Origin of the sequence: Trichloromonas sp., from assembly GCF_041583255.1 — a bacterium.
Classification (GTDB): domain Bacteria; phylum Desulfobacterota; class Desulfuromonadia; order Desulfuromonadales; family Trichloromonadaceae; genus Trichloromonas.
This window is the reverse complement of sequence record NZ_JBFHGD010000003.1, coordinates 1-26153: the sequence shown is the minus strand read 5'-3', so window position 1 is coordinate 26153 and position 26153 is coordinate 1. Positions and strand designations below refer to the sequence as shown.

Sequence of the window (26153 nt, the reverse complement as noted above, 5' to 3'; positions counted from 1 at the left end):
TAGTTCCTGCTGATCAAGTGACATTCAAACAGTAATTCATATACCCCATACCTTACCTGCTCCGGCACTGGGAACGATCAGTTTGACAAATAAAGCAACCGCACAGGTCCTCAGGGTGTTTACCAGGAAGAGCCCTGGTTACTGAAAAAATCTTTCATAATAAACATGCAATAGATGCACCATAAAATAGGAGCAAACTGCCGTCTGCTCCCAGATCACTCCATGCCCCGGAACGGTAACGCATGGAGCAGGCTTCGGGCGAGCCGTGAAACATCAATGTTTCACAGCTCTCCAAACGAAATTTTCGATACGCATGCAACCTCTTGATCCGCCGTCGAAATTAAACACGTAAAATTCCTCTTGCTTTTTCCATTAAAGGGCGTAGATTGCCGCGCCGTGCTGCTTCAGCACACATTTCACACAAAAGGAGATATTTATGAAAAAAGTCGTTCTGATGCTCTGCCTGGCCCTGGCGATGACCACCGCCTGCAGCAAACAAGAGGAAGCCGCCGCTCCCGTTGCAGCCCCGGCTGTCGAGCAGGCCGCCGCACCCGTCGTCGAGCAGACCGCACCCGTCGTCGAGCAGGCCGCACCTGTCGCCGAGCAGGCTGCACCCGCTGCCGAGCACAAGTAAGCCAAAGCCGTTCATTCAAGAGCCTGCAGCCAACTGCAGGCTCACGAACATCCACGCTCCATTCCCCCCTGACATTGCGCCAGGGCCTTGAGTCAGCGAAGGTTCACCTGCTCCTCGCTGCGCCTGACCCACAATCGCGCCAGCACCCCGGTCAGCAGCACCGCCAACACAACCCGCACCCCAAGCATGACCCAGCCGTTGCCGCCGATAACGACGAAGACCAGGGTGTCTTCGACCACCGCGTGGCAGGTGGCGAGAAACAATCCCATGAGAAAGAGCTCGCGCCGCGGCAGACGTTTTTCCTGGGCGACCCGGATGATGATCCCGGCGCCGTAGGCGATGCCGAGAAAAATTCCGGTGAAGAGCGGCACGGCGGCTTCGCGGCTGAGCCCCATGCCGCGCATGAGGGGATCGACGGCGCGGCCGGCACGGCGAAAGACCGGGAGATAACGCAGCACTTCGAACGCCGTCACCAGCGGCACGATGATCAGCAGCAGCTTGAAAGCAAGTTTAGCGGCCCCGAGCAGAGCCGGAAGGAGCGCTTCCATCAGCCCCCCCACAAGTGATGCACGGCCGACAGCAACAGGCCGGCGACGGCGGCAAGCACCAGCCGGCAGAGGGTAAGCAGCCCGCCGCGGGCGCCGGTGCTGCGCAGCACCCCGCCCTCCAACACCAGGTTGTGGGCAATCCCCATCATCAGCCCGCACTGGGTCACCTGCCAGGGGCTGAGGTCGAGGGGCGCCATCACCGCGATGGCGGCATAGAGGTTAAGCAGAAAGGCGGCGACGAACGCGAAAGCCGCCTCGCCCGGCAGACCGAAAAGGGCCATCAGCGGGGCAAACTGCGCGCCGAGCAGGTCGATCACCGGGGTTCCCTTGAGCAGGTCGACCAGCACGTATAAGGGGAGCACGAATTTGAACAGCTTGAGAGAGGTCTGCAGGCCGGCTGTCAGGCCGGTGCGGATCCGGGTCGGAATATCGGGGATGGCTTCGTTCAAGGTCAACTCACGGCAGATACTGGTAACGGAATGAGGGGACGAGCAGTTCGGCGGCGCCGCGCTCGATCAACGACAGCTCCCGCACCAGGGGGACGGTTGCCGCATAGATATTTTCGGCATAACTGCCGGGCCGACGGTAGATGACCACCCGAGCCTTTTCGACCCCGCCCAGCTGGCGCAGCAGGGCAAGGGCATCGTCGAGGTATCCGACCTCGTCGATGATTTTAAGGCCGCGGGCTGCGGGCGCATCGAAAATGCCGCCGCGGGACATCTGCTTCAGGGTGCAGGCCTTGAGGTCGCGGTTTTCCTCGACCAATGCGATGAATCGCTGATGCAGGCGATCGGTGATTCCCTGCATCAGGGCAATTTCTTCCGGCTTTCCGGGCCGCAGCGGTGACCAGAAATCCTTCAGATCGCCACTTTTGACCGTCTCCTCCTCGATCCCCCACTTGTCGAGCAGGGCGGCGATGTTGAACTTGAAGGTGATGACCCCGACGCCGCCGACCACCGCCGTCGGATGGGCCACGATGGCGTCTGCCGCCAGGGCCGCGTAATACCCGCCGGAGAGGGCTTTATCCATGACGCAGGCGACCACCGGCACCTGCTTCTTTTCACCGAACCGCTTCAGTTCGTGATAAACAATGTCGCTTGCCGTCACCGAGCCGCCGCCGCTGTCGATGCGCACCAGCAGACCGACCACGTCGGGGTCGGCCAGGGCCGCATTTAACTCTTCCTTGAGCCTGGGAATCAGGGGCGGCTCCTTGCTGAAGCGATCGAAGCCGATATGACCGAGTGAAATGAGCCCGGAGATGTCGACCATGGCGAGCTTGGCCCGGCCCTCCCCTTCGACCACCTGCTCCTTTACACCCTGCAGCGGTGCGCTCAGCGGCACCTTGACAAAGGCACACCCTCCGAGCAGCAGCAGCACCAACAAAAACCAGGGTTTCATGACACCTCCTCGATCACCGTCGCTCCGGCACGCCTCCTTGCGTATTGACTTTGTCCCGGCTCGACTCTATAGTTGGCTCCCATGAGAGACATCTTCATCGCCGATGCCCACCTGCTCGACCCGCAGGATGCCAACTACCGCAGGCTGCTGGATTTTCTGCACTCCCAGCGGGGCCAGCTGCGCACCCTGTTTCTGCTCGGCGACCTGTTCGAATTCTGGATCGGCTATCGCCACACCGTTTTCGCCCCCTACGTGCCGCTGCTCGAAACGCTGCGCCAGCTGCGCGAACAGGGCACCCGGATCGTCTACGTCGAGGGGAACCACGACTTCCACCTCGGCCCCTACTTTGAGACGATTCTGGACTGCCGCATCCTGCCCGACGGCGGGATCATCGAACTGGACGGCGAGCGAATCTACATCGGTCACGGCGACCTGGTCAACCCTGACGACAAGGGATACCGGCTGCTGCGTCGTTTTTTGCGCAGCCGCCCCCTGCTCTGGCTGTCGCGCCTGCTGCCGCCAGACTGGGCCTGGGCCATCGCCCGCTGGGGCAGCCGCCTGAGCCAGAAAAAACATACCGAAAAAAACGGGCGCTGGCTACCGGAGCAGATGCTCGACAACCACGCCCGCGGGCACTTCGAGGCCGGCTGCAAGGCGGTGATCACCGGTCATTTTCACACCCCCCTGTATCGGTCCACCCCCGACGGCAGGATCCTCATCTCCCTCGGCGACTGGATCAGCCAGTACTCCTACGCCGTTTTCGAAGATGGCGCCTTCTCGCTCGAAACCTTCCCCCCTGGCGGCGACTGAGCCTTTTCCTCGTCCCGCTTCGCTATCATTTCCTTCACCAGGTCCTGCAGGGTCATCTCGGCCAGGGCGCTGCGGCCGGCCGCCTCGATGGTCGCCTCGATCCCCCGCACCACCTCCCGTTCCGGGGTACGCCGCAGCTTGGTGTAATTGATGCCGTCCTGCTTCAACCCCTGCAGCAGATCGTGTACCGTCAGCGCCTCCAGTGCCCGCCCCGGCTGGTAGGCGAAGCGGTCGTTCAGACCGTCCCGCACCTCGGAGAGAAAACCAAGCCGCACCAGCTGCTGCAGGATGTCATGGGCCAGCCGCGGCGGCAGGTCGAGACGGTCGGCTACCTGCATCGAATCCCAGCGCGACTCCCCCCGGTAAAAAGGCTCTGAGACCGCCAGCATGGCGGTCAGCGACACCAGCTCGCGGCTGGCAAAGTTGACCTCCGAACCGCGGATATCGCTGGGAACCAGGCGCAGGTTCTGCCAGGCGTAGGTCATCTCGACCCCGAGCAGCACGATCAGCCAGCTGACATAGAGCCAGACCATGAAGATCGGCAGCGCCGCCATGGTGCCGTAAATGGCGTTGTAACGGCCGACGCCGACCTGGAAATGCACGTACCCCCACTGGGCCAGCTGCCAGAGGGTGCCGCCGAGGATGCCGCCGACCAGCGCCGCGGGATAACGGACCCGGGTATTGGGCATGAAGATGTACAGGGCGGTAAAGGTGATCCACATGCCGACGAAGGGGATTGACTTGAACAGCAGCAGAAGCAGCGGCCCGAAATAGGTGTCCTCCTGCAGATGGGTGACCACCTGGTTGCTGGCCAGCGATGAGGTCATGGAAATGGCCGCGATCACGAATATCGGGCCGATGGTCACCACCGAGAAGTAGTCGGCGAAGCGGCGCAGCAGCGGTCGGGTCTCAGTCACCCCCCAGATATGGTTGAAGCTTTTTTCAATGTTGGACAACAGGGTCAGCACGGCCAGCAACAGGGCCGCCATGCCGACCACACCGAGGCGGGCGACGTTGGTGTTGTCGATGTAACGGATGATCTGGCCGACAATCTCCTCGGCTCCCAGCGCCAGATTCTCCAGGATCAGCGGTTCGAGGGTGTTCTGCACCCCGAAACCTTTGAGCAGGGCGAACATCAGGGCCAGCAGGGGAACGATCGAAAGCAGAGTCGTATAGGTCAGAGCCGAGGCACGCAGCATGCAGCGGTCGGCAAGAAAGCCCTGCACTACCGCTGTGGCGACCCGGGCCTGGCGCAAAAGCAGCGACTGAAACCACGACAGTCGATTGGCATCGATGGTCCATAAATCCTGCCGCAGAAAAATTCTTATCCTGTCGAGTCGATCGCCGAGAGCCGACATGAAACCTCCATCACAGCCGGACGGCCTGCCCGGCTTATTTCATACGTTCATTAGTCAGGAAAGTATAAAGGTCGCAGCCGGCAATGACAAGCCGGCAAAGCGGCGATTACAGCTCGAGCAGCAGGGCTTGGGCGATAGTCACACGCTCTTCTTCGGGCGCTTCGCCATGAAATGCTTCGGCAACGAAGACGCCGTTGATGGTCGCCAGGGTGGTATTAAGCAGCTCGAGATCGATCACCGCCGTCGCCGGCAGGGATGCCAGCCCTTTGAAGTTTTCCGGGCAGGTGTCGACGAACCGCTCGCCGTCACGACTGCCGAGCAGCGGCAGCCCATGGGTGCGGCAGATGATCGGCCGGGCCTGGTACAGCAGGCACTCGCCGTTTTCAAGGAGCGGACAAGGCCCGTCGGGAGTCGCCAGCCGGGCCCGCTGGCGGATATGTTCCGCCGCCTCATCGCTCAGCTCTTCGAGCGCCAGCGCCAGCGTCACCCCTTCGACCCAGAACAGGGAGAGGTGCCGGCAGCAGCTGTCGCACCCTTTATGGCAGACGACCTGCCCCCGAAAATTCTCCTCGATGCGGGCACAGAGGTCATCTACTTTGGCCACCAGTTGGCGGTAATTGCCCAAACGGTTCATCCGGTTTCCCTATTCAAAATTAGTCTGTAATTATGAGCACATATCGTACAGGGTCAAGCATTTCCCTGAGCCGACGGTCACAGCCGGAAAGCGCTGCGGATGCCGTCGATAACGTACTGGACCGATAGAAACGCCAGCACCAGCCCCATCAGGCGGGTAACGATAGCCGTACCCAAAGTGCCGAGCAGACGAAGCAGGGTATCAGCCCGCAGCAGAAACAGGCAGGAGACAAAGAAGACTGCGGCACTGCCGCCGAGCAGCGCCAGCAGCGAGGCTGCCGTGCGGGCATGTTCGGCAAAAATCAGGCAGGTTGCGATGGCTCCGGGACCGGCCAGCAGCGGAAATGCCAGCGGGGTGATGGAAATATCCTCTTTCACCTCGGCCAGGCGTTCTTCGCGGCGGCTGGTGCCGGTGCCGGTCGGCCTGCCGTAGAGCATCTCGAGGGAGATGACGAACAGCAGCAGGCCGCCGCAGATCCGCACCGCCGGGGTTTCAATGCCGAAATAGTTCATCACCATGCGGCCGAACAGGAGGAAAAAAACCAGCACGGCAAAGGCCACCAGGCAGCCGCGGATCGCCATGGCCCGGCGTTCCTGGGGTGTATTGTCCGGCGTGATGGCGAGAAACACCGGCACCCCGGCGATGGGGTCGACGATAATGAACAACTGCAGGGCAAACGCCGTAAAGACGTCGAAGGCCGCTTCCATCAGCGCGCTTGCGGGGCTATTGTCCGGACCGGCAGCCCGAGGGTTTCCGGCGGCGCATCGAACGATCCGGCCTTGCCGACCAGCACCAGGTTCTGCCGGTCGGGGTGCAGGTAGCCCTGCGCCACCCGCAGCACATCAGCGGCAGTCACGGCCGCGACCTTGTCGCGGTAGGTCTGCAGATAGCCTTCGGGATACTGGTAATAATCGAGCCGCATCTGCTGGGTGACCACCTCATGGCTGTCGGTAAAGGCGAAAACAAAAGAATTGACCAGGCTCTCCTTGGCCAGCCGCAGTTCTTCGGCCGACACCGGGGTGCGTCGCATCTCTTCCATGATCTCCCGCATCAGCTTGACCACCGCGACGGTCGACTCGCTCTTGGTTTCGCAGCCGGCGACAAAGGGTCCGGGGAGCCGGCGACCGACCTGGAAGTAGGAGTAGACCGAATAGGCCAGCCCCCGGTTGGAGCGGACCTCGCGCATGAGCCGCGAGTTGAACCCGCCGCCGCCGAGAATGAAGTTCATCACCCGAATCGGCTGCAGGTCGGGGTTGTCCTTGTCGACGCCGATTTCGCCGAACAGGATCGAAGTTTGCGGGATATCCTTTTCGGCAACCCAGACCGCGGCCGGAGCGGCTTCGGCCAGTGGCGGGACGACCGGAACGTCGCCCCCCCCCGATTGCCAGTCACCGAAGATGCCGGCCAGCATCTGCCGCAGCTCCCGGCTGTCGAAATCGCCAGTGATCCCCAGCCAGAGGTTATCGGGGTGCACGCTGCTCCCATGCAGCCGGACCAGGTCTTCGCGGGTAACCGCCTGCAGGCTCTGCACCGTCGGGTTGCGCCCCAGCGGGTGCTCGCCGTACAGGGCCCGCAGCAGCGCCCGCGACGCCACTGACCCCGGCTCGTCATCCTGCCGACGCACCAGCTCGACGGCTTGGCGACGGGCCAGCTCGAACCGTTCCGCGTCGAAACCGGGCCGGCGCAGCACCGCATCGAGCATCTCCAGCCCCTCGCGCAGATCTGCCCGGCGCAGGGAGAGCCCGATGGTCGTCGTGTAGGTATCGGCGCTGATACCGAAATCCGCCGCCATCTGTTCCAGTCGACGGTCGAAGGCGTCCGGGGTCAGCTGCCCGGCCCCGCCGGTCCGCAGCAGGGCGGCAAACAGGTCGGCCAGACCGGTCTTATCGACCGGATCGGCCAGGGTTCCGGAGCCGACCATGGCCGAAATCTCGACCAGCGGAAGTTCATGGTCCTCGTGCAGGTAGAGGCGGATGCCGTTGGGCAGCACGATCGGCTCAATGACGGGGATTTCGAACGCCAGGGGGGCGAAGTTGAGCTGGTCGGGGCGCATGGGCGCCGTGCAGGCACCGAGCAGCAGCAAAAGCAGCGGCAGCAGATAGCGGGCCAGTGATTTCATGGCTGCCCCCCTTTTTTGCTGAGAGTGGCGACCGTGCGGTTTTCGGGGGCGAAATACGTTCTGGCCACGGCCATAACCTCCTCGGCGGTGATGCCGGCCACCTGCTCGTCGTAATCGACCAGGTAACGCCAGTCGCCGGCTATCGTCTGGTAGTAGGTCAGCATACGGGCCAGCCCGTCGTTCCCCTTGAGATAGCGCAGACGGTCGGTCGCCAACCGGTTGCGAGATCGAACCAGGTCTTCGGCAGCGACCGGTTCGCTGGCCAGTCGCTCCAGCTCGGCATAAATGGCCTGCTCCACCTCGGCCACCGTGTGGGGATGGCGCGGGGCGGCGGAAATCACGAACAGGTTGGGATAACGCGATCCCGGCGCGGCCGAGGTGGAAACCGAGGCGGCCAGCTGTTTTTCGACCACCAGCGACTGGTACAGGCGTGAGGTTCTGCCCTGGCCGAGAATCATGTCGATCAGGTCGAACACGTAATCGTCCCGCTCGGGAAGGGTCGGCTTGTGATAGGCGATGGAGACGCTCGGCTCGGCCTCGAACTCGACGGTAACGCGCTTTTCCCCCCGCTGCGGCGGCTCCACGGCGACGACCGGGGGCACCGGGGTGCCGGGCGCGATGGCCCCGAAATAGCGGCCGACCATGGCGACCGCCTGCTCGAAGTCGAGATCGCCGACCAGGGCGATGACGGTATTGACCGGCGCATAATAGCTGTGCAGAAAATCGCGGGTTTCGGCCAGCGACAGGTTCTCGATGTCCGAATGCCAGCCGATGATCGGGTTGCGGTAGGGATGGACGGTAAAGGCGGTCGCCAGCAGGTTTTCGTAAAGCAGCCCGGCAGGGTTGCTGTCGTAGGAGCGGCGGCGCTCTTCCTGGATCACGTCACGCTCGGTGAAAAACTCGCGCAGCACCGCGTTCTTCATCCGGTCCGATTCAATGGCCGCCCAGAGTTCGAGCTTGTTGGCCGGCAGTGAAACCAGGTAGGTGGTCAGATCCTTGCTGGTAAAGGCGTTGTAGCCGCTCCCGCCGTTTTCGGCGTAGATGCGTGAAAACTCGTCCTTGACCACGAACTGCTGATGCTGCTGCTGCAGGCGCTCGAGCTCTCCGGTCAAAACGGCAAGCTGCTCGGGGTCGGCATCCCTGCGTACCTTGAGGGCGTCGAGTCTTTCGCCGGCCGCTTCAATGGCGTCGAGCAGCGGCTTTTCCCGCTTGTAATCGGTTGTGCCCAGGGTCTTGGTCCCCTTGAACAGCATGTGTTCCAGCAGGTGAGCCACCCCGCGGGTTTCGCTCGTCTCGTGAACGGAGCCGACCCCGATAGTGATGTAAGCGGCAAAGGTCGGCGACTCGTGCCGTTCGACCAGCAGCAGCCTGAGCCCGTTGGCAAAGGTATGTTCCCGCACCTTTTCCGCCAGCGTCTGCGCCCCGGCAACCGGAACCAGCAGAACCAGCAAGATTAACGCAGCGAGCGAAATAACCGTCCGAAAATGTCTAAGCACCATGCAACTCCTTTAAATACTTGTCTGCGGCAGGCCAAAGAGAGTCAGGATATCCGAGACTTTCGCTTTTCGCCATGCAAAAGTCGCAGACCGCAGCCGGACCCGCCCAAACCAGTGTATGCCGATTATATACAAAAAGGGTTCCGGGGTCGATGCCCACGGCAGACGAACAGGGAAGGAGCCGACAACGGGTGCGGCGGCTGGAGGCCAAAAGGGCGTTATTCCCTGGGCCACCCCTCGGTCCGCATGCGGCAGGAGCCCCAGGCCGACTCGACAGAAGGATTGGTTTGGCTTCTTGGAGCGGAGAGCAGCGCCTTGCGCAAGACATCCTGCATCGAATCGACGAACTGCACCTTGATCGATGCGAGAATCGATTCATCGATATCCTGCAGGTTTTCACGGTTGCGCTCAGGGAGCAGGATGGTCGATACCCCGGCCCTCCGGGCCGCCAGAACCTTCTCCTTGACGCCGCCGATGGGAAGGATCCGGCCCGACAGGGTCAGCTCACCGGTCATGGCCACATCCCGCCGTACGGGGCGACCGCTCAGGAGTGAAATCAGGGCGGTGGCGATAGTGATGCCGGCGGAGGGACCATCCTTGGGGATCGCCCCGGAAGGAACATGTATGTGAATGTCGCTGTCATCGAAAAAATCGTCAGCGACGCCAAAATCGGCGGCGTGGGAACGCACGAAGGAAAGGGCGGCCCGGGCCGATTCCTGCATCACGTCACCGAGGCTGCCGGTCAGGGAAAGGTCCTTCTTGCCCGACATCCGGGCAGCCTCGACGAAGATGATATCGCCCCCCGCTTCGGTCCAGGCCAGCCCGGTGACGACGCCGACCCGGTCCTCCTCGGCGGCCACGTCGCTGAAATAGCGGCGCGGGCCGAGCAGTTTCTCGACCTCGTCCGGGGTGACCCGGGTCAAGGATGCCTGCTTCTGGGCCAGCGTCTTGGCCACCTTGCGGCAGATCGAGGCGATCAGGCGCTCGAGGCTGCGGACCCCGGCTTCACGGCTGTAATTCTTGATGATGGAGAGGATCGCCCCCTCCTCGAAAAGCAGCGGATGCCCGTCGAGGCCGTTCTCTTCAACCTGCTTGGGAATCAGAAAGCGAAAGGCGATCTGCAGTTTCTCCTCGTCGCTGTAGCCGGACAGGGGGATCACCTCCATTCGGTCGCGCAGGGCGTGGGGAACGGGATCCATGACGTTGGCGGTGGTGATGAACATGACGGCCGACAGGTCGAAGGGAACGTCGAGATAATGGTCGGCAAAGGAGTCGTTCTGCTCAGGGTCGAGCACTTCAAGGAGCGCCGAGGCCGGGTCGCCGCGAAAGTCCTGGCCGATCTTGTCGACCTCGTCGAGCATGAATACCGGGTTATTCGCCTTGACCCGGCAGATCTCCTGGATGATGCGTCCCGGCAGCGCCCCGATGTAGGTGCGCCGGTGGCCGCGGATTTCGGCTTCGTCCTTGATGCCGCCCAGCGACATGCGGATGAACTTGCGCCCCATGGCCCGCGCGATCGAGCGGCCGAGCGAGGTTTTACCGACCCCCGGCGGGCCGACGAAACAGAGGATCGGCCCCTTGGTGGTCGCCTTGAGGGAGCGCACCGCCAGGTATTCGAGGATCCGCTCCTTGACGTCCTTGAGATTGTAATGATCTTCGTTGAGCACCTGCCCGGCCAGGCCGATATCGAGAACATCCTCGGTTTTGCTGCTCCAGGGGACATTGCAGAGGTACTCGATGTAGGTGCGGGACACGGTGTATTCGGGGGAGGCCGAATTGATCCGCTCCAGGCGCGCGAGCTCTTTCTCTGCCACCTCGCGGACATGCCCGGGCATGCCGCTGTCGGCGATCCGCTTTTTGAACTCGTTGAGCTCGTTCTGCCGGGGATCGACATCGCCGAGCTCTTCCTGGATTTCCTTCATCTGCTCGCGCAGCAGGTATTCCTTCTGGGTCCTGCCGAGGCGCTTGACCACTTCGCTCTGCACCTCGCCGCGGACCTGGAGCTTCTGCACCTCGGTGGTCAGCAGCAGGTAGACATCCTTGAGCCGGTCGAGGGGGTCGAGCGTGCCCAGCAGGCGCTGCTGGGTGTTCAGGTCGAGACGCAGGTAGACCGCGACCAGATCGGCCAGGGTGCCGGGATCATCGATCTTGTCGATCATCTTGAGTACGTCGCCCGGCAGGGGGCGCCCATAGGCCATGGAGATTTTCAGCAGCGCATTGACGCTCTGAACCAGCGCCTCGGCCACCAGCCCGCGCCGGTCGGGTTCATGAAGCACCTCGACCCGGGCCGTCAGGTACGGCTGAAACCGCACTTCGTCAAGCAGGCGAATGCGCCTGAGCCCTTCGGCGACTATCTTGCCCCCTCCGTCCGGAAACCGGAAAACCTGGTTGATCCGGCAGACGGTGGTCACCGGGCTGAAATCAGCCAGGCGCCGCCCCGAGTTGTTTTTCAAGCAGGTGGCCATGACCAGCAGCTGATCGCCAAGCATCACATCGTCAATCATCGTCATGGCGTCGGCCGAAATGAACACCGGAAAAACCATGTGCGGAAAAACCGCGAGATCCCGCAACGGGTAAACGGGGAGAATCTCGGGGATCAGGACATGAGGGGGCATTTACAGCTCCACGCCGCTTTAGTGGGTTTCGGGGTCGACTTCGTGGATGGTCTTTTCGAGGATCAATGGAAACTGTTCGGCAAACGAGGGATTGGACGCTTTCATGAAATTTTTCAGGGCCGTCAGCTCCAGCCTCAGCCGGTCAACCTCAAGCCGCAACTCAAGCAGGCAACGGTCTGTTTCAACGCCGGCAAACTGCATCCCCTTCTGCAAAAGGCTGATTTTCTCCTCAAGAGCAATCTCTCTCATGGCGGCACTCCAGGCAAAGCCCTCAACAGCAGGAACCATTGCTGCGAACCGGCATCGGGCGGGGTCTGCAACCAAGGATATCAACCGACCGGAGGGTGTCAAGACGCGGACTGCCCCGCAAACAAAGGTATCGACAAGAACTCCATTCAGGCTTATCTTGATGGCGTCGCAAACATTAACAGCATGAAACGAATTGAAACCGACACAAGGGAGAATCCAGATGGAGCGAAAACGGATTGCGGTATTGACCAGCGGCGGCGACTGTTCGGGAATGAACGCCACCGTCCGCGCCGTGGTGCGGGCAGGACTGGCGGCCGGCGTCGAAGTGGTCGGCATCCAGAAAGGCTACCATGGCCTGATCGACCGCCATTATGAAATACTGGGGACCCGCTCGGTCAGCAACATCCTGCAGCGCGGCGGAACCTTTCTGCAAAGCGCGCGGTGCCGGCAGATGATGGACGAAGCGGGCCAGCACCTGGCGGCCGAGAACCTCAAAGGGCTCGGCGTCGATGGGCTGGTGGTCATCGGCGGCGACGGATCGCTGCGCGGCGGCTTGGCCCTGCAGCGCCACGGGATACGGGTCATCGGCGTTCCGGCCTCGATCGACAACGACATCCCCTTCTCCGACATGTCCCTGGGAGTCGATACCGCCCTCAACAATATCATCTATGCGGTCGACTGCCTGAAAGACACCGCCTCCTCCCATGACCGCACCTTCGTCGTCGAGACCATGGGGCGCAATTGCGGCTACCTGGCGGTGATGGCTTCGATCGCCAGCGGTGCCGAGTATGCCCTGATTCCCGAGGTTCCCTACGATATCGACGACATCTGCAAAAACCTGCGTCGCCGCTTCGAGGAAGGTCGCAGCAACTCGATCATCATGGTCGCCGAAGGGGCCGGCAAGGCCCAGGAAATCGCCGATCGCATCAAAGACAACATCGGCTTTGAGACCCGGGTCATGATTCTCGGACACTACCAGCGCGGCGGCTCGCCGTCGGCCTTCGACCGCACCCTGGCGGCCCGTTTCGGGGTTGCCGCGGTGGAGGCGCTGCTGACCGGAGAAAGCGGAAAAATGGTCGGGCTGTCGTATTCGAGCATCAAACTGACCGACCTCGAGCAGGTCATCCATGTCGGCCGCAGACCGATCGACGCCGTCATCCTCAAATTGGCCGCCACCCTCGGCATCTGATTTCCCAAGAGCGCCGGGCCCTCCCCGGCGCACCCTTCCCTCCCCCTGTCCTCGCCGCCAGCAAGAAAAAAGCTTTGCCTGCTTGCGTATTCACGATTTCTGCCTACTCTTAAGATTGAAGGTGGGGTCTCCTGTCGCCCCCCCTGTCAGTCGTTATCCACCCCGGACAGTTGACACCACAGAGGAGGCTGAAATGACCCGTCTGAAAGGGATCGAAGGCATTGGCGACGAGTATTCCAAGCGGCTGAAGGAGGTCGGGATCCTGTCCGTGCAGGCCTTGCTTGACAAGGGCGCCCTGCCCCAGGGCCGCCACGACCTGTCGAAATCGACCGGGATTCCCGAATCGCAGCTGCTGCGCTGGCTGAATAATGCCGACCTGTTTCGCATTCGCGGCATCGGCGAAGAATACGCCGATCTGCTCGAAATCTCCGGCGTCGACACGGTTCCCGAACTGGCCCAGCGCAACCCGGAAAATCTGCACCGGATGCTCATTGACGCCAACGAAACCCGGAAGCTGGTCCGCCAGCTCCCCTCGCTCAACCAGGTCAAGAGCTGGATCGAGCAGGCCAAGCAGCTCCCCAGGGTCATTCAGCACTGAGTACAGCGGTCGTCCCGCCTTGAGTTCGAGACGACCGTTTTACCCGTGCCCTAGGAGCCTGACGGACTTTACATGAGCCGACTGCAAAATCGGCTGATTGGCCCATATCTCCGATAATTTTCGACAAATAGTCCAGCTATTCGCTCTCAAATTCTCGAATATCTGGTCTCAACCATCCAATTTTTCGTTGCGGCCCGCAAAGCCCGACAGGCTCCTAGTCGCCTGACTTCCCCGCCATCGCTCCGATCGGTGTTCAGGCCGGCCCCTGCCAGGTCAGCCCGGGCCCCAGTCGTTCCTTCGGAGGACTGCTGATGTGGAAATCCGAATCCCGCGGCAGAGGCAAGGTCGACCCGGCCATCCGGCAGATACTGCCTCCCTGCCAGATCCGCTGCCCGATCAACGAAGACATTCAGCGCACCAACGTGCTGCTGTCGCTGCTCCCCAGGGATCTGCCCTCGGCCCGCCCGGGCATCCTGCAGATCGGGGACTACCTGTACGAAAAAAACCCCCTCTTCACCATCTGCGGCTACGTCTGCGGCCTCTGCGAACTCGAATGCAACTATTCCAGCAAGGGGGGCGCCATCCGCAGGCGCCTGCTCAAACGCTTCATCGCCGATCACTACCAGCAGCATCTCGAGCAGAAACAACCTTTTCCAAACAAGCCTGACAAGGAGCCGGTCGCCATCGCCGGCGGCGGTCCGGCCGGGCTGATGGCCGCCTTCGACCTGAGCCGGCGCGGCTACCGGGTTACCCTGTTCGAAGCCGAAGAGCGACTGGGCGGGGCCCTCTGGCTGATCCCCGCCTATCGTCTGCCGGACGAAACCCTGACCGCCAGCATCGACAACCTGGTCCGCATCGCCCGCATTGAGGTGCGCTGCCGCAGTCGCATCGGCTGCGGTGAACTCACCCTCAACAGGCTGAAGGCGCTCGGTTACCAGGCAGTTTTTATCGCCAAGGGTTCCCCTTCGCCGAGGGTATTGAGTTTTGCCGGCGAAAAACTTGAAGGGCAGAATCTCTGCGGGGTCCTGTTCGGGCACGATTTTCTTTATGAAGTCAGCCACGGCAGCATCGGCGGCAACTACTTCAGGGGTAAGCGGGTGATCGTTATCGGCGGCGGCAACGTGGCCTTCGACGTCGCCCGAACCGCACGCAGACTCGGCGGCGATACCAGCCTGGTTTGCCTTGAATGCGAGAATAAAGAATCACGGGACGGCATCCCCGCTGACGAAGACGAAATCAAGGGGGCCTGGGAGGAAGGGGTCCGCCTGGTCTACGCCCGGGGAGTGCGAGAAATAATCGGCGAAAACGGCAGCTTCCGCGGCATCGAAACGGTGCGCTGCCGGCGGGTTTATGACCAGCGCGGCTTCAACCCCGATTTCGATCTTGAAGACATCCGGCTAATCGACGGAGACGTGCTGATCATCGCGGTCGGCCAGGGCCCCGACCGCGACCTGCTCTGCCAGGAAGGGCTGCTCGACGATTCCGGCCGCCTGGCCGCCGACCCGCTGACCCTGCAAAGCCATAACCTGCCGCAGGTCTTCGTCGGCGGCGACATGCGCCGCATCGGCTTCATGGTCGAGGCGATGCAGGACGGCCTGGTCGCCGCCGAATCGATCGACCGCCTGCTGCGCGGCGTCGACCTGCACGAAGGGCGGCAACGCGAATACCAGGCCCAGGAGATGCCGCTGCGCCGCCATTACCTGCACGAGCCGGACATCTGCTGGATTCCACCTGAGGAACGACTGCACTTCGAGCTGTTCGAAGAAGGCTTCGAGATCGGCGAGGCTATCGACGAGGCCCGCCGCTGCCTGGCCTGCGGCCCCTGCGTCTCGTGCAAGGCCTGCGTTTCCGTCGGCATGCTCGAAACCCTGCCGACCGTCGAAGTCGACGAACAACGCTGCTGCGGCTGCGGCATCTGCGTCACCGCCTGTTACTACGGCTCGGCCCAGCTACGCCTCAGCGGCGAAAAGGTCGTCTCCACCACCGACCCGTTCAAATGCAAGGCCTGCGGCCAGTGCGTGCTTGCCTGCCCCTCGGCGGCCCGGCGCATGATCGGCGACTCGACCGCCCCCCAAGTCGAACAGGTGCTGGACGAACTGGCGGAAAAGAAGGGGCGATCATGAACAGCCACGAACCGAAGCTGGTCTGCTTTTCCTGCAAATTCGGCTGGGGTTATGCGGCGGACCAGCCGGAGCTGGCTGCCGCCCTCCCCCATTGGATACCGGTCATCTGCAGCGGCAAAGTCGATGTAGAGAGCGTCATGCGCGCCTTTCGCGAGGGCGCCGACGGGGTTCTGATCCTTGGCTGTCCTGATGGCCAGTGCCACTTTCAGGACGGCAACTACCAGCTGCAGAAGCGTCTGACTCTACTGCGCAAGGTGCTGGAGCAGTTCGGCATCGACGGCCGGCGGGTACGCACGGTGTTCGCCTTCGACCCTGAAGGCATATCGATGGCCGAACGGTGCCGCGAGATGATCCGCGAACTAAAGCATATGTCCCCCCTCTTCCAAAACGGAAAGGGGAAACCCAATGGCTGACAAACCGAAACTCGCCATCACCTGGCTGGGCGCCTGCGGCGGCTGCGACCAGGCGATCGTCGACCTCAACGAGGCGCTGCTGCGCCTGGCCGGGCAGGTCGATATCGTGCTCTGGCCCTTAGCGATGGATTTCAAAATCGACAGCCTCCGCGCCCTCCCCGACCAGGCCATCACCCTGTGCATCCTGCACGGCTGCGTGCGCAACTCGGAGCACCTGGAAATGGCCCGGCTGCTGCGCGAAAAATCGCAGCTGGTGCTGGCCTTCGGCAGCTGCGCCTGTTTCGGCGGCACTCCGGCGCTGGCCAATTTCCGCGGCCGGCGGGATATTCTCGACTGGGTCTACCGGGATGCGCCGACGGTGGTCAACCTCTCAGACACGCTGCCCCGAGCCCGCGTGAAGGTCAACGAGGGACACCTGAGCCTGCCGGAGTTTTTCGACCAGGTCTACCCGCTGAACCAGGTGATCGAGATCGACTACAGCCTGCCGGGCTGCCCGCCTCCCGTCGACCTGGTCGGCTCCGCCCTGCAATCCATCTTAGCGGGGAAACTTCCCCCCAAGGGATACACCCTGGCCCCGCAGAAAGCCCTGTGCGATCTCTGCTCGCGCAACCGCTCCAAGCCCTACCGGATGGAGATCGCCGAGATCAGGCGCATCCACGAAATCGAGGTCGACGCCGACACCTGCTTCCTGGCCAAGGGGATTCTCTGCCTCGGCCCGGCCACCCGGGCCGGCTGCGGCCAGAGCTGCCTGCAGACCAACACCCCCTGCCGCGGCTGCTTCGGCCCGGTCGCCGGGGTTGAGGATTCCGGCAGCCGCTTCCTGTCGGCCCTGGCCACCCTGCTGCAGACCGAAAACTTCGACGACATCCAGCGGGTCATCGACAGCCTCGACGACCCGGCCGGCTATCTTTACCGCTTCACCCAACCCTGTTCGATTCTCGGCAGGCAGCCGCTTCAGGAGCCAGCACATGACCCGGAAGATCACGATTAACCCGATTACCCGGCTGGAGGGACACGGCAAGATCGATATCTTTCTCGACCAGGCGGGAGAGGTGCAGGACGCCTTCTGGCAGGTCATGGAACTGCGCGGCTTCGAACGCTTCTGCCTGGGACGGCCGGCCGAGGAAATGACCCGGATCGTCCCCAACATCTGCGGGGTCTGCCCGTCGGCGCACCACATGGCCGCCAGCAAGGCCCTCGACCAGGTCTTTGGCGTCGAACCACCAACCGCCGCCAAGCTGATCCGCCAGCTCGAGTACAACGCCTTTTTCATCGAGGATCACTACGTCCACTTCTTCTTCCTGGCCGCCCCCGACTTCATCGTCGGCCCCGACGCCGATCCAGCCGAGCGCAACATCCTCGGCGTGCTGGGGCGCCTCGGCATGGACGTCGGCCAGCGGGTGCTCGACATCCGGCGGCGCAACCGGGAGATTATTCGCCACATTTTCAGCAAGGCGCCGCACCCTGAAGGGGGGCTGCCCGGCGGCGTCCCCAGGGCCATTACCGAAGCCGACCGCCAGTGGATCATCGAAACCGCCGATGCCAGCCTCGAGTTCGCCCGTTTCGCCCTGCAGCTGTTCAAGGATCGGGTGCTCGGCAACCCGGCCTACCTGGAGATGATCCAGAACGAGGCCTACCAGCTCAGAACCAGCAGCATGGGGCTGGTCGACGGGCAGAACCGGGTGACCTTCTACGACGGCCAGGTCCGGGTGGTCGATTGCGACGGCAACCAGATCCTTCGCTTCGACGGCGCCGACTACGCCCGGCACATCGCCGAGCGGGTCGAGCCCTGGAACATGATCCGCCTGACCTACCTGAAACAACGGGGCTGGCAGGGACTCGAAGAGGATTCCGGCGCCCTCTACCGGGTGGCGCCGCTGGCCCGGCTCAACGCCGCCGACGGCATGGCAACCCCGCTGGCTCAGGCCGAATATGACGAACTCTTCGCCAGACTCGGCAAACCCTCCCACCACACCCTGGCCATGCACTGGGCGCGGCTGATCTGCGCCCTGCAGGCCGCCGAAGACAACTGCCGGATCGCCCGCGAACCGCTGCTGACCAGCCGGGTAATCCGCAACCTCGATTTCAAACTGACCGGACGGGGGGTCGGCGTTGTCGAAGCTCCCCGCGGCACCCTCTTTCACGACTACGAAACCGACGAGAAGGGCCTGCTCACCCGCATCAACCTGATCGTCGCCACCCAGCACAACGCCGCCCCCATCTGCCTGTCGGTGAAAAAGGCGGCGCGGGAATTCATCCACGGCCTTGACGTCAAGGAAGGCTTTCTCAACCGGGTCGAGATGGCCTTTCGCGCCTACGACCCCTGCCTCTCCTGCGCCACCCACGCCCTCCCCGGCACCATGCCCCTGCGCGTCCACCTGCGCGACCAGAAGGGCACCCTGCTGCGGACACTGGAGCGGCCATGAGCGCACACACCCTGATCCTCGGCCTCGGCAGCCCGATCCTCTCCGACGACGGCATCGGCATCGTCATGGCCCGCCGGCTGAAAGGTCGGATTCCCGGTGTCGAGGCAGCCACGGCCGCCATGATCAGCCTCGATCTGCTCGAGCAGATCGCCGGGTACCGGCGGCTGTTCGTCATCGACGCCCTCGCCCGCCCCGGCGCAACCCCCGGCACCCTGCACAGACTCGCGCCGGAGAGTGGCACCCTCCACCTCTTCTGCTCCCACGGCATCAACTTCGACGAAATCCTTCAACTCGGACGACAACTGGGCACACCGATGCCTGAGGTAAGTATCTACGGCATAGAGATCGCAGACGAGATCCCCTTCGGAGAGCAGCTGAGTGAATTGATGGTGGAACAACTGGAGGGAAATCTGGCAGAGATCGAGCGGGATATCCGGGAGGGGATTGAGCCGTAGGGGCAATCCTTGAATTGCCCCTGCATGACTGGGGAGGCGATTGCTACACGTCTTGCTCCTGATCTTGAAGCTCTGAATCATCCATCTCTATTTGCAGCCCATCCTTGGGTTTTTTGCTTCGATAACCGGGTTTGACCAGAATTTCCAGATAAAAGGATTCGAGCTGTTCTGATTCAGCTTCAGAAATGCATTTGTTAATGGCCGACAGATGAATCACATCACTACTTGCCTCATCGACACCAAATCGGCAATCAAAATCCCAAAAATCGACATTCGGGGGGAGCGTCTTGTTACGTTCCCTTTTGATATACTTTTTAACTTCGTGCTTGATGGCTTCGACAAGCCTTGGAACTTTGATCTTGGGGTGAGACAATTTAAAGGTCTTTTTCATAGTGATCCCATAAGGTGTTATAAATATTACAGAAAGCAAACATCCATCTGTGACATGATATCATTAAAGATCGGTTTGCCAAATGGTTTGTTACACTGGGTTGTTTATAAGGAACCAGAATGCCGTTCATAATGTTTATTTTCTGCGAAGAAATATCGAGAACAAAATGCCTGCGCAACGCCTGCTTTTGAAGCTATTGCCGGTTTTCGTACTGATCGTGACCGGGTTGGCCCTGACGACCTGCTCGCCCGCGAAGGATTGGCGCACCGCCAGTCGCGAATCGGCGGGGATCGCGCCCAATCCGGCCGTCACCAGGGAAGCGGTCCTGCAGGTCTATGGCGCCAAAGCCTGGGGCTGGCGCGGTCTGTTTGCCATTCACACATGGATAGCGGCCAAGCGGACCGGCGAGACGTCTTACAGGGTCTACGATGTCGTCGGTTGGCGCGAAAACCGGAACCAGCCGGTCCTCAGGATAGCCCGGGATATCCCGGATCGCTACTGGTTCGGGGAGAAACCCCGGGTTCTCAAAGAACACCGGGGCGCGGGGGTCGATGAACTGATCGAGGCGATCGACAAGGCGGCCGAGGCCTATCCCTGGAAAACGACCTACAGGGTATTCCCTGGCCCCAACAGCAACACCTTCACCGCCTGGATCGCCAGGCAAGTGCCGGGGCTGGAACTGAACCTCCCCTTTTCTGCCATCGGCAGCGGCTACCCATGAACTGAGCCCGGTCTCAATGCGCGGAATTCGCTTTCCCCTGCCCCGAAGCGAAAACAACACTGTTACCCCCCCCGCCAACGCCCCGCCGCCTGACCAGGAACGAGGCCGCCGCCACTGGGCGGACGCAGCTCGAGAGCAGCGGCGCGCTGATCCTCTTTCCGATCCTCTTCAGCAGGAGCACCCGCTTTTGTTCGCTTATCCCGCGAACGCGGACGGCAAAAGCTATCAGGACGACACTATCTATCGTCGCAATTGCCGCCCCTCTTATGGTGCCTCCAACTGGCACCCCCCTTGCATTAATGACGGCTTATGTTTTAACAATGCCTAACTAGGGGGGAGTAATGAGCCGCATCAAAACGAGTAAATTAAGTTCTCATTACGGCCTGGCGGTCAGAAAAACGGCTATATTGAGAAATTTGCTGGCCATATCGCTGACGATACTGCTGTACTTTCCCACCGAGACCTTGGCGGTCGACGGGACCGTTCCCGGCGATTTCACCGTCTCTTCCCTGAACCGGCAATTGAAAATCACCGCCCCCTACACCGGGGACGCCGACAATAACAATAGCCTGATCATCGACTGGGATGATGACGGCGGCGACTGGTCAACCCCGCTGGGCAGCGTCACCCTGGCCCATGCGCCCAGCCCCTACACCCATACCATTGGCGACCTGACCAACGGGTCCGCGTACCAGGTCCGGCTGCGTTGGCAGGACACCAACGCTCCCGGCAACCAGGTTCTAACCGGCCTGACCCCCAACCACGTCCTCGTCCACAACGCGCTTTCGACCGGTTCCGAAAAATGGAGCGGCACCTGGGGGCTGCCCGGCGGCAAATACGGCCAATTCACCTGCAGAACCTGCCACAGCTACAGCACCTCCAATATCAAGAGAGTCAAAAGCGATATCACCACCCCTGACACCACCGCCTGGGAAGGCCCAGCGGCTGACAGCGTCAACGTCGTCTTCACCGACCCCCGGGATGACTCATCCGACTTCGGCGACGATTCGGACGGTCATACGGCCTCCGACCGAATCTGCGAAGTCTGCCACAGCCGAAACAAGTACCACAACTACACAGTGGCGGATAATGTCGGGGGATTCACCGGGCACTACAACGGCCAGGACTGCATGCGCTGCCACAAGCACAATGACGGCTTCAGGCACGGCGGCGGTGACACCGGCTGCATCGAATGTCACGGTCACGATGCCGGCACCCTGATTGATGCCGACATGCAGCCTCCTTACACGGCCGGTATCATTGCCAGCCAGGGAAAAGGGACGTTCAAGAGTCATGCGACGCACACCGAGCTGACCGGCGCCGATGCCAGGGGGCCCGGCATCTACTGCGACACCTGCCACGACATCAACAACTATCCTCTTTTGGCTGACGGAAAGAATCTCGACGAAACGACAGTCTGCGACAATTGCCACAGCCCCGGTGGTGTCATTAACGGCGTTAACGACCCCATCCTCGGCGCCAAAGCCAACTGGGCAACAGGTGTCTATGTCGGCAACGTCTTGCTCGCAACCAAAAGATACTGGTGCATCAGCTGCCATGACGATGTGCCGGCCAACTCAAAGACTGACGGCAGCGGCATTCTGGCCCAGAACGTTGCCGGCGACAACACAACTTATGGTTATTACCAAAACGGCCACGGCCGCAACGGGCAAGTCGAATGCAGCAACTGTCATGACATAACCAGCCGTCACATTGACCATCAATACACCCCGTTAATAACGGTCATCTCGTCGACTCCCAACCCGACCAATTACCGTCTTTATGACGGGCGCGGCATGACACTGCCCTACGCCGACGAGCGGACAACCGCCTCGTTCGCGCTCTGCTACACCTGCCACGAGGAGAGTTGGATTACAGACGGCACAACCATTGGTCCCGACCTGCCCACAAACTTCCGTATGGAAAACTACACCTCACTTCCTAACGGTCGCGGCAAGGGGAATCTTCATTACTACCATATCTACACAATCGGATTCAAAGCGACCTGTGTCAAATGCCATAACCCGCACGGACCCCCGGCTAGCAGCCCGGTTATGACCGATCCGAATGAAAGCGGCAGTTTCCGCCTGCTCACTCAAAGTGGCGGCCTGCTCTATGAATTAACCGACCCGAACGAGTGGCATAATCCGGCCAAGAACGTCGGCGGTGCTTTTACGGCAGCCCCGGCCTGCGGCGGTTGCCACAGCGGCGACGCGCGTAACTTGAGCAGTGGCATCCCCGCAAATGATTTCTATCGTGACGGTTTGTACCTGCGAACCTATAAGCCGCCGACGTTCAACAACGTGAACGACCAGGACGGCGACACCATTCTCGATATCCAGGACAACTGCCTTGTCACGGCCAACACCGACCAGGCCGACACGGATGGCGATGGTATCGGCGATGCCTGCGACAACTGCGCAGCCATTCCCAACGATGACCAGGCGGATGAAGACAACGACGGCATCGGTGACATTTGCGATGATTGCGTTGACCAGGATGCCGACGGCATCTGCAGCGACGTGGACAACTGTCCTATGGTCGTCAACGGCAGCCAGGCCGACACGGACGGTGACGGCATCGGCGATGCCTGCGACAACTGTCCAGCAACTCCCAACATTGACCAGGCGGATGCAGACAATGACGGCATCGGCGATGCCTGTGACGCCTGTCCGAACTACAATGCTGCCGACAACCTTCCGGACTGGATCATCCAGAAAGGCACCGGTTCGACTGATAGAGCCTTTGCCATAGACAGCGACGCTGCCGGCAACATTTACCTGGCCGGGCAATCGAGCGGCAACTTTGCTCCAACGCAAGTGTACGCCGACGATATCGTCGTCAGCAAGTACGACTCCAGCGGCACGCATCTCTGGTCGCGTCAGCATGGAACAGGCTTGAATGAGACAGTACGGGATATCGCTGTCGACGCCGACGGCAACTCGTACACCATTGGTTATACTCAGGATGGCCAGACTTCGCTGCTTGGCGATCAGTCTTTCGGCAGTGCCGACATCTTCGTGGTGAAATATGACACCAATGGCAACCGGATACGGATCTTGCAAATCGGCACGTCCGCTTTTGACCAGGGCTTGTCCGTCAGCATTGCCGCAGACGGCAACATCCTGATCGCCGGACAGACCATGGGCTCGATGGCCAGAACCAACTTTGGGGGCTACGACACCTATGTCGCCAAGTACGACTCAGACCTGAACAATCGGATCTGGCATGTTCAACTCCCGGAAGGACGGTCACCTTTTGTCTATAGCGCTCTGGACCAGGGGCCGTCGGGGGATATCTTCCTTGCATCAGACACTGTGCTCTATCGCCTCAATGGGGGAGACGGTTCGGTTGTCTGGCAAAAAACGGTCGATTATTTCAGAACACATCCGCTGGCCATTGATGCTGACGGCAATCTCCTTGTCACCGGCTACACGAACAGCAGCCTGTATGGAGCTAGACAGGGAGGTACAGACCTCTTCCTGGCCAAGTTCGATGCGGACGGCAACCTGCTCTGGGGCAGGCAATCCGGGACCAGCGCTTCGGATGAAGGATATGCCGTTGCAATAGGCAGCGATGCGTCTATTTATGTAACGGGGACCACCTATGGTGACTTCGCCGGACAGGTTGGCAGCCTGGACATCATCGTCCAGAAATACACCCCGGATGGCAGTTTACTCTGGACACAGCAACTCGGGTCAACGGGGAGCGATTACCCTATGGATCTGTTGATCGACTCCGCTTCGAATGCTTTCATCACCGGTTCCACCTTCGCTCAGTTTGGAGACTACCACCTTGGCGCATATGACATGCACTTGTTTAAATTGAACGTCGGTGGCTGCCCGTAACCTGGTGTTCGGGCGGTCGGTTCGTCGGCCTGCACGATAAGTTACATCCGAAAAGAGAAAAGCCTGAGAGGGGGCAGGTCTACAAATTTCAAAAATTGAAAAATGTAGACCTGCCCCTGTCATCTCCTGTTCCGGAAACTCCCCGGAACTCCTGCTGTCAACTACACCAAAAGATCTCGCAGCAGGAGCTCCTTATTTGAGTCGCTGATTTCAAAATTAAACCTCATAGTGTTGCGACTGACCTGATCAACCTCTTCAGTGAACATCCCAACCCGCAAACCACTTGTATTTAAACCTTCGAGCAACCTGTAAACCTGCGTATTCACCTCGTCAGGAGTCAAGTGCCGGTTGTTCGTTTCAGACTTCATTTTTTTTGCGTACACTGAACTCTCGCACGGGTTGATCGAGAGCAGTGTCAGGTAAGCTATGTCAATGTTATGCAACAGTTCCAGAGTGCCAGCAAGGTGCTCTTCTGCCAATCTCAAACCACCCAGCCCCGGAATCAACATGGCGGACACTTCGATCTCTGCTTCAGCCAACATCTTCGAAGCTTCTATCATGTCGTCGCGAGTGCAATCCTTGCATGCATAACTCAAGACCTCATCAGACCCGCTCTCCAGCCCCCAGTAAAGCATGGTAAAACCAGCGGCCTTAAGGCGTTTCAACTCGTCGACAGACTTCTCCAATATCGAAGCGGTCCTGCCATAAAGAGAGATCCTCTGAGGATTGAAGATGCCAGCCGCATAATTCAATGATTCGAGTAATAATTCTGTTTCAACCCCTAATGAATTACCACTGCCAATAAACAGCCTCTGAATCCTTGATTTTTCATTACCGATAGACACAACGACTCTATCGACGTGTTCTTTGAACTCGTGAAAAGACTTCGTTGAAGGATTCATACCGGAATATTCAGAGCAGAACGTGCATCGATTGTAATCGCACCCGGTTGTTAACTCTAACCGCAAGACATGTGGTTTTCTCTCAGATGGGGGCGAAGACAAACTATGAGAACTGAACAGCCCCGCATTCTTATAGGTTTCATCCAACTTAGGGGCAATGACGGAAAAGATTTTCCCTGGGACAGAGATAAAATCATCGCCTTCGACTTTTATATAACCTTCATCAGCTAAGAATTTAATCGCGAGGTTCGCCGCAAAAGAATAAACAGAAGAATCCATGCTGGATTTCATAGCCCTCAGCAAGGAATCATTATAAAAATATTGAGCAACGCCGTTAAAGTCGTGATGCCGCTCCAGCAGGCTGTCCACGGTTAAAACCTGAAGTTCTTCATCCGGGATATCCACTATAAACGTATCGACGCCATATCGTCCGGCGATGGAATAGAACCTGACCGTTGAAAGGCCATTTAATTTTTCTGTAATAAACCCTTCACTTCCAGGTTTAACATTACTCACACCACTATCCGGCCTGACACGAACCCTGGTGCCTTTTATTAAAGCAGAAAAACATTCGCCCTTTATCGCTTGAACAAGAACAGGGAGCAGATATTTTTTCAAACTACGATAATTTATGTTGTTCAAATTATCATCAGGAAAACCTATTTCTTGATTAAGACTTAATTCCAAAGCACGAATAAATTTATTTATAATTTCATGCTTTTCGTCGGAACTATCAAAGAACAATTCTATATCGCCAAAATAAGGCAGCAAGCTGTAAATGCCATGATTCATAAACTTACGAATCAATTTTTCTCGATTGACCCTCTGGCCGTCAACCTGCCTTAACATCCACAATAAATCATTATTACTGACAAACATTGGTTCAGTGCTCGCCGATTTATAAATAAATAAATTCTGAGTCGGACATGAGACCAGTTGATCTCTACAATAGGATACCCTTTTTAACAGATAAAGCGATAAGCGCTAGGTCCGATGTGCTTATGCCGACGCCCCCGCCACCACCGCCTGGCCGAGCGCCAGACCGCCATCGTTGGGCGGCACCAGTGAGTGGATGTAGACATCGAAGCCTTCGGCCTGCAGCAGGGTCGCGCCACGTTCGGTCAGGTACAGATTCTGAAAGACTCCGCCGGATAACACCACCCGCTCAAGCCCGGTGACGCTGCGCATGGAGCGGCAGGCGGCAACCATCACCCGGGCCAGGGTGT

General features: G+C 60.1%; 24 protein-coding genes. 11 read left to right on the top strand and 13 right to left on the bottom strand.

The features are described from left to right. Positions 1–436 precede the first annotated feature (436 nt). Complete coding sequence (locus ABYV89_RS00550) at positions 437–634, top strand: hypothetical protein (RefSeq protein ID WP_432820961.1); 198 nt, start codon at positions 437–439, stop codon at positions 632–634. Positions 635–726: 92 nt separating this feature from the next. On the opposite strand, the gene ABYV89_RS00545 is transcribed toward ABYV89_RS00550, so the two are convergent. Genes ABYV89_RS00545 through sppA form a run of 3 tightly spaced genes read right to left on the bottom strand, consistent with a single transcriptional unit; the run spans position 727 to position 2580 of the window. After that, positions 727–1182 (bottom strand): nucleoside recognition domain-containing protein, encoded by a 456-nt coding sequence (locus ABYV89_RS00545; RefSeq protein WP_432820960.1) that lies wholly within the window; start codon positions 1180–1182, stop codon positions 727–729. Next, complete coding sequence (locus tag ABYV89_RS00540) at positions 1182–1631, bottom strand: nucleoside recognition domain-containing protein (protein WP_432820959.1); 450 nt, start codon at positions 1629–1631, stop codon at positions 1182–1184. The genes ABYV89_RS00545 and ABYV89_RS00540 overlap by 1 nt, the downstream gene beginning before the upstream one ends. A 7-nt stretch (positions 1632–1638) precedes the next feature. Beyond that, positions 1639–2580, bottom strand: a complete 942-nt coding sequence (gene sppA / locus ABYV89_RS00535; RefSeq protein WP_432820958.1) for a signal peptide peptidase SppA — start codon at positions 2578–2580, stop codon at positions 1639–1641. Positions 2581–2661: 81 nt separating this feature from the next. On the opposite strand from sppA, the gene ABYV89_RS00530 reads away from it, so the two are divergent. Next, a complete protein-coding gene (locus ABYV89_RS00530) occupies positions 2662–3390 on the top strand; it encodes a UDP-2,3-diacylglucosamine diphosphatase (RefSeq protein WP_432820957.1) in 729 nt (242 codons plus the stop codon). Here the strand turns inward: ABYV89_RS00530 and ABYV89_RS00525 are convergent. The 7 genes from ABYV89_RS00525 to ABYV89_RS00495 all read right to left on the bottom strand — a co-directional run bounded on the left by ABYV89_RS00525 (position 3330) and on the right by ABYV89_RS00495 (position 11861). Further along, on the bottom strand, positions 3330–4748 hold the full coding sequence (locus ABYV89_RS00525) for a YhjD/YihY/BrkB family envelope integrity protein (protein ID WP_432820956.1): 1419 nt from the start codon (positions 4746–4748) through the stop codon (positions 3330–3332). The two genes, ABYV89_RS00530 and ABYV89_RS00525, sit on opposite strands and share 61 nt — an antisense overlap. A gap of 106 nt (positions 4749–4854) precedes the next feature. Continuing rightward, on the bottom strand, positions 4855–5382 hold the full coding sequence (locus tag ABYV89_RS00520) for a YkgJ family cysteine cluster protein (RefSeq protein WP_432820955.1): 528 nt from the start codon (positions 5380–5382) through the stop codon (positions 4855–4857). 77 nt (positions 5383–5459) lie between these two features. Beyond that, a complete protein-coding gene (locus ABYV89_RS00515; protein ID WP_432820954.1) occupies positions 5460–6089 on the bottom strand; it encodes a MarC family protein in 630 nt (209 codons plus the stop codon). Then, positions 6089–7501 (bottom strand): M16 family metallopeptidase, encoded by a 1413-nt coding sequence (locus ABYV89_RS00510; protein ID WP_432820953.1) that lies wholly within the window; start codon positions 7499–7501, stop codon positions 6089–6091. The genes ABYV89_RS00515 and ABYV89_RS00510 overlap by 1 nt, the downstream gene beginning before the upstream one ends. Further along, positions 7498–8997, bottom strand: a complete 1500-nt coding sequence (locus tag ABYV89_RS00505) for a M16 family metallopeptidase (RefSeq protein ID WP_432820952.1) — start codon at positions 8995–8997, stop codon at positions 7498–7500. Before ABYV89_RS00505 ends, ABYV89_RS00510 begins: the two co-directional genes overlap by 4 nt. 218 nt (positions 8998–9215) lie before the next feature. After that, positions 9216–11612 carry an endopeptidase La gene (lon, locus tag ABYV89_RS00500; RefSeq protein ID WP_432820951.1) on the bottom strand — a complete coding sequence of 799 codons (2397 nt, stop codon included), beginning with the start codon at positions 11610–11612 and terminating at the stop codon, positions 9216–9218. Between the two features lie 18 nt (positions 11613–11630). After that, the gene (locus ABYV89_RS00495; protein WP_432820950.1) at positions 11631–11861 is read right to left on the bottom strand and encodes a hypothetical protein; all 231 of its coding nucleotides are present in this window, start codon (positions 11859–11861) and stop codon (positions 11631–11633) included. Between the two features lie 220 nt (positions 11862–12081). Here ABYV89_RS00495 and pfkA point away from each other — a divergent pair, with 220 nt between their 5' ends. The 7 genes from pfkA (at position 12082) to ABYV89_RS00460 (ending at position 19065) form a co-directional block, all read left to right on the top strand. Beyond that, the gene (gene pfkA, locus ABYV89_RS00490; protein ID WP_432820949.1) at positions 12082–13050 is read left to right on the top strand and encodes a 6-phosphofructokinase; all 969 of its coding nucleotides are present in this window, start codon (positions 12082–12084) and stop codon (positions 13048–13050) included. 193 nt (positions 13051–13243) lie between these two features. Continuing rightward, positions 13244–13648 (top strand): DUF4332 domain-containing protein, encoded by a 405-nt coding sequence (locus ABYV89_RS00485; RefSeq protein ID WP_432820948.1) that lies wholly within the window; start codon positions 13244–13246, stop codon positions 13646–13648. A 311-nt stretch (positions 13649–13959) separates the two neighbouring features. Beyond that, positions 13960–15771: an FAD-dependent oxidoreductase gene (locus tag ABYV89_RS00480; RefSeq protein ID WP_432820947.1), complete on the top strand. Its 1812-nt coding sequence runs from the start codon at positions 13960–13962 to the stop codon at positions 15769–15771. Beyond that, entirely contained in the window at positions 15768–16184 is a 417-nt protein-coding gene (locus ABYV89_RS00475; RefSeq protein ID WP_432820946.1) for a hydrogenase iron-sulfur subunit, read from the top strand. Before ABYV89_RS00480 ends, ABYV89_RS00475 begins: the two co-directional genes overlap by 4 nt. Next, the gene (locus ABYV89_RS00470; RefSeq protein WP_432820945.1) at positions 16177–17175 is read left to right on the top strand and encodes an oxidoreductase; all 999 of its coding nucleotides are present in this window, start codon (positions 16177–16179) and stop codon (positions 17173–17175) included. The genes ABYV89_RS00475 and ABYV89_RS00470 overlap by 8 nt, the downstream gene beginning before the upstream one ends. After that, positions 17153–18610 carry a Ni/Fe hydrogenase subunit alpha gene (locus ABYV89_RS00465; protein WP_432820944.1) on the top strand — a complete coding sequence of 486 codons (1458 nt, stop codon included), beginning with the start codon at positions 17153–17155 and terminating at the stop codon, positions 18608–18610. Before ABYV89_RS00470 ends, ABYV89_RS00465 begins: the two co-directional genes overlap by 23 nt. Further along, positions 18607–19065, top strand: a complete 459-nt coding sequence (locus ABYV89_RS00460) for a hydrogenase maturation protease (protein ID WP_432820943.1) — start codon at positions 18607–18609, stop codon at positions 19063–19065. The genes ABYV89_RS00465 and ABYV89_RS00460 overlap by 4 nt, the downstream gene beginning before the upstream one ends. 43 nt (positions 19066–19108) lie before the next feature. Here ABYV89_RS00460 and ABYV89_RS00455 read toward each other — a convergent pair whose 3' ends face one another. Continuing rightward, on the bottom strand, positions 19109–19456 hold the full coding sequence (locus tag ABYV89_RS00455; RefSeq protein ID WP_432820942.1) for a DUF6172 family protein: 348 nt from the start codon (positions 19454–19456) through the stop codon (positions 19109–19111). Between the two features lie 166 nt (positions 19457–19622). Between ABYV89_RS00455 and ABYV89_RS00450 the strand changes: the two genes are divergently transcribed. After that, positions 19623–20177 carry a DUF3750 domain-containing protein gene (locus ABYV89_RS00450; protein WP_432820941.1) on the top strand — a complete coding sequence of 185 codons (555 nt, stop codon included), beginning with the start codon at positions 19623–19625 and terminating at the stop codon, positions 20175–20177. A gap of 407 nt (positions 20178–20584) precedes the next feature. Then, positions 20585–24025: an SBBP repeat-containing protein gene (locus ABYV89_RS00445; protein WP_432820940.1), complete on the top strand. Its 3441-nt coding sequence runs from the start codon at positions 20585–20587 to the stop codon at positions 24023–24025. 161 nt (positions 24026–24186) lie between these two features. On the opposite strand, the gene ABYV89_RS00440 is transcribed toward ABYV89_RS00445, so the two are convergent. Further along, positions 24187–25806, bottom strand: coding sequence for a radical SAM protein (locus ABYV89_RS00440; protein ID WP_432820939.1), 1620 nt, complete (start codon positions 25804–25806; stop codon positions 24187–24189). Positions 25807–25926: 120 nt separating this feature from the next. Then, positions 25927–26153, bottom strand: a 227-nt coding sequence (locus ABYV89_RS00435) for a Kae1-like domain-containing protein (RefSeq protein ID WP_432820938.1), incomplete at its 5' end; no start/stop codon positions are given.

Coding starts and splice junctions, on each gene's coding strand:
- ABYV89_RS00550 (WP_432820961.1), top strand. CDS start 437: ATGAAAAAAGTCGTTCTGATGCTCTGCCTGGCCCTGGCGATGACCACC.
- ABYV89_RS00545 (WP_432820960.1), bottom strand. CDS start 1,182: ATGGAAGCGCTCCTTCCGGCTCTGCTCGGGGCCGCTAAACTTGCTTTC.
- sppA (WP_432820958.1), bottom strand. CDS start 2,580: ATGAAACCCTGGTTTTTGTTGGTGCTGCTGCTGCTCGGAGGGTGTGCC.
- ABYV89_RS00530 (WP_432820957.1), top strand. CDS start 2,662: ATGAGAGACATCTTCATCGCCGATGCCCACCTGCTCGACCCGCAGGAT.
- ABYV89_RS00525 (WP_432820956.1), bottom strand. CDS start 4,748: ATGTCGGCTCTCGGCGATCGACTCGACAGGATAAGAATTTTTCTGCGG.
- ABYV89_RS00520 (WP_432820955.1), bottom strand. CDS start 5,382: ATGAACCGTTTGGGCAATTACCGCCAACTGGTGGCCAAAGTAGATGAC.
- ABYV89_RS00515 (WP_432820954.1), bottom strand. CDS start 6,089: ATGGAAGCGGCCTTCGACGTCTTTACGGCGTTTGCCCTGCAGTTGTTC.
- ABYV89_RS00510 (WP_432820953.1), bottom strand. CDS start 7,501: ATGAAATCACTGGCCCGCTATCTGCTGCCGCTGCTTTTGCTGCTGCTC.
- lon (WP_432820951.1), bottom strand. CDS start 11,612: ATGCCCCCTCATGTCCTGATCCCCGAGATTCTCCCCGTTTACCCGTTG.
- ABYV89_RS00495 (WP_432820950.1), bottom strand. CDS start 11,861: ATGAGAGAGATTGCTCTTGAGGAGAAAATCAGCCTTTTGCAGAAGGGG.
- pfkA (WP_432820949.1), top strand. CDS start 12,082: ATGGAGCGAAAACGGATTGCGGTATTGACCAGCGGCGGCGACTGTTCG.
- ABYV89_RS00485 (WP_432820948.1), top strand. CDS start 13,244: ATGACCCGTCTGAAAGGGATCGAAGGCATTGGCGACGAGTATTCCAAG.
- ABYV89_RS00480 (WP_432820947.1), top strand. CDS start 13,960: ATGTGGAAATCCGAATCCCGCGGCAGAGGCAAGGTCGACCCGGCCATC.
- ABYV89_RS00475 (WP_432820946.1), top strand. CDS start 15,768: ATGAACAGCCACGAACCGAAGCTGGTCTGCTTTTCCTGCAAATTCGGC.
- ABYV89_RS00470 (WP_432820945.1), top strand. CDS start 16,177: ATGGCTGACAAACCGAAACTCGCCATCACCTGGCTGGGCGCCTGCGGC.
- ABYV89_RS00465 (WP_432820944.1), top strand. CDS start 17,153: ATGACCCGGAAGATCACGATTAACCCGATTACCCGGCTGGAGGGACAC.
- ABYV89_RS00460 (WP_432820943.1), top strand. CDS start 18,607: ATGAGCGCACACACCCTGATCCTCGGCCTCGGCAGCCCGATCCTCTCC.
- ABYV89_RS00455 (WP_432820942.1), bottom strand. CDS start 19,456: ATGAAAAAGACCTTTAAATTGTCTCACCCCAAGATCAAAGTTCCAAGG.
- ABYV89_RS00450 (WP_432820941.1), top strand. CDS start 19,623: ATGCCTGCGCAACGCCTGCTTTTGAAGCTATTGCCGGTTTTCGTACTG.
- ABYV89_RS00440 (WP_432820939.1), bottom strand. CDS start 25,806: ATGTTTGTCAGTAATAATGATTTATTGTGGATGTTAAGGCAGGTTGAC.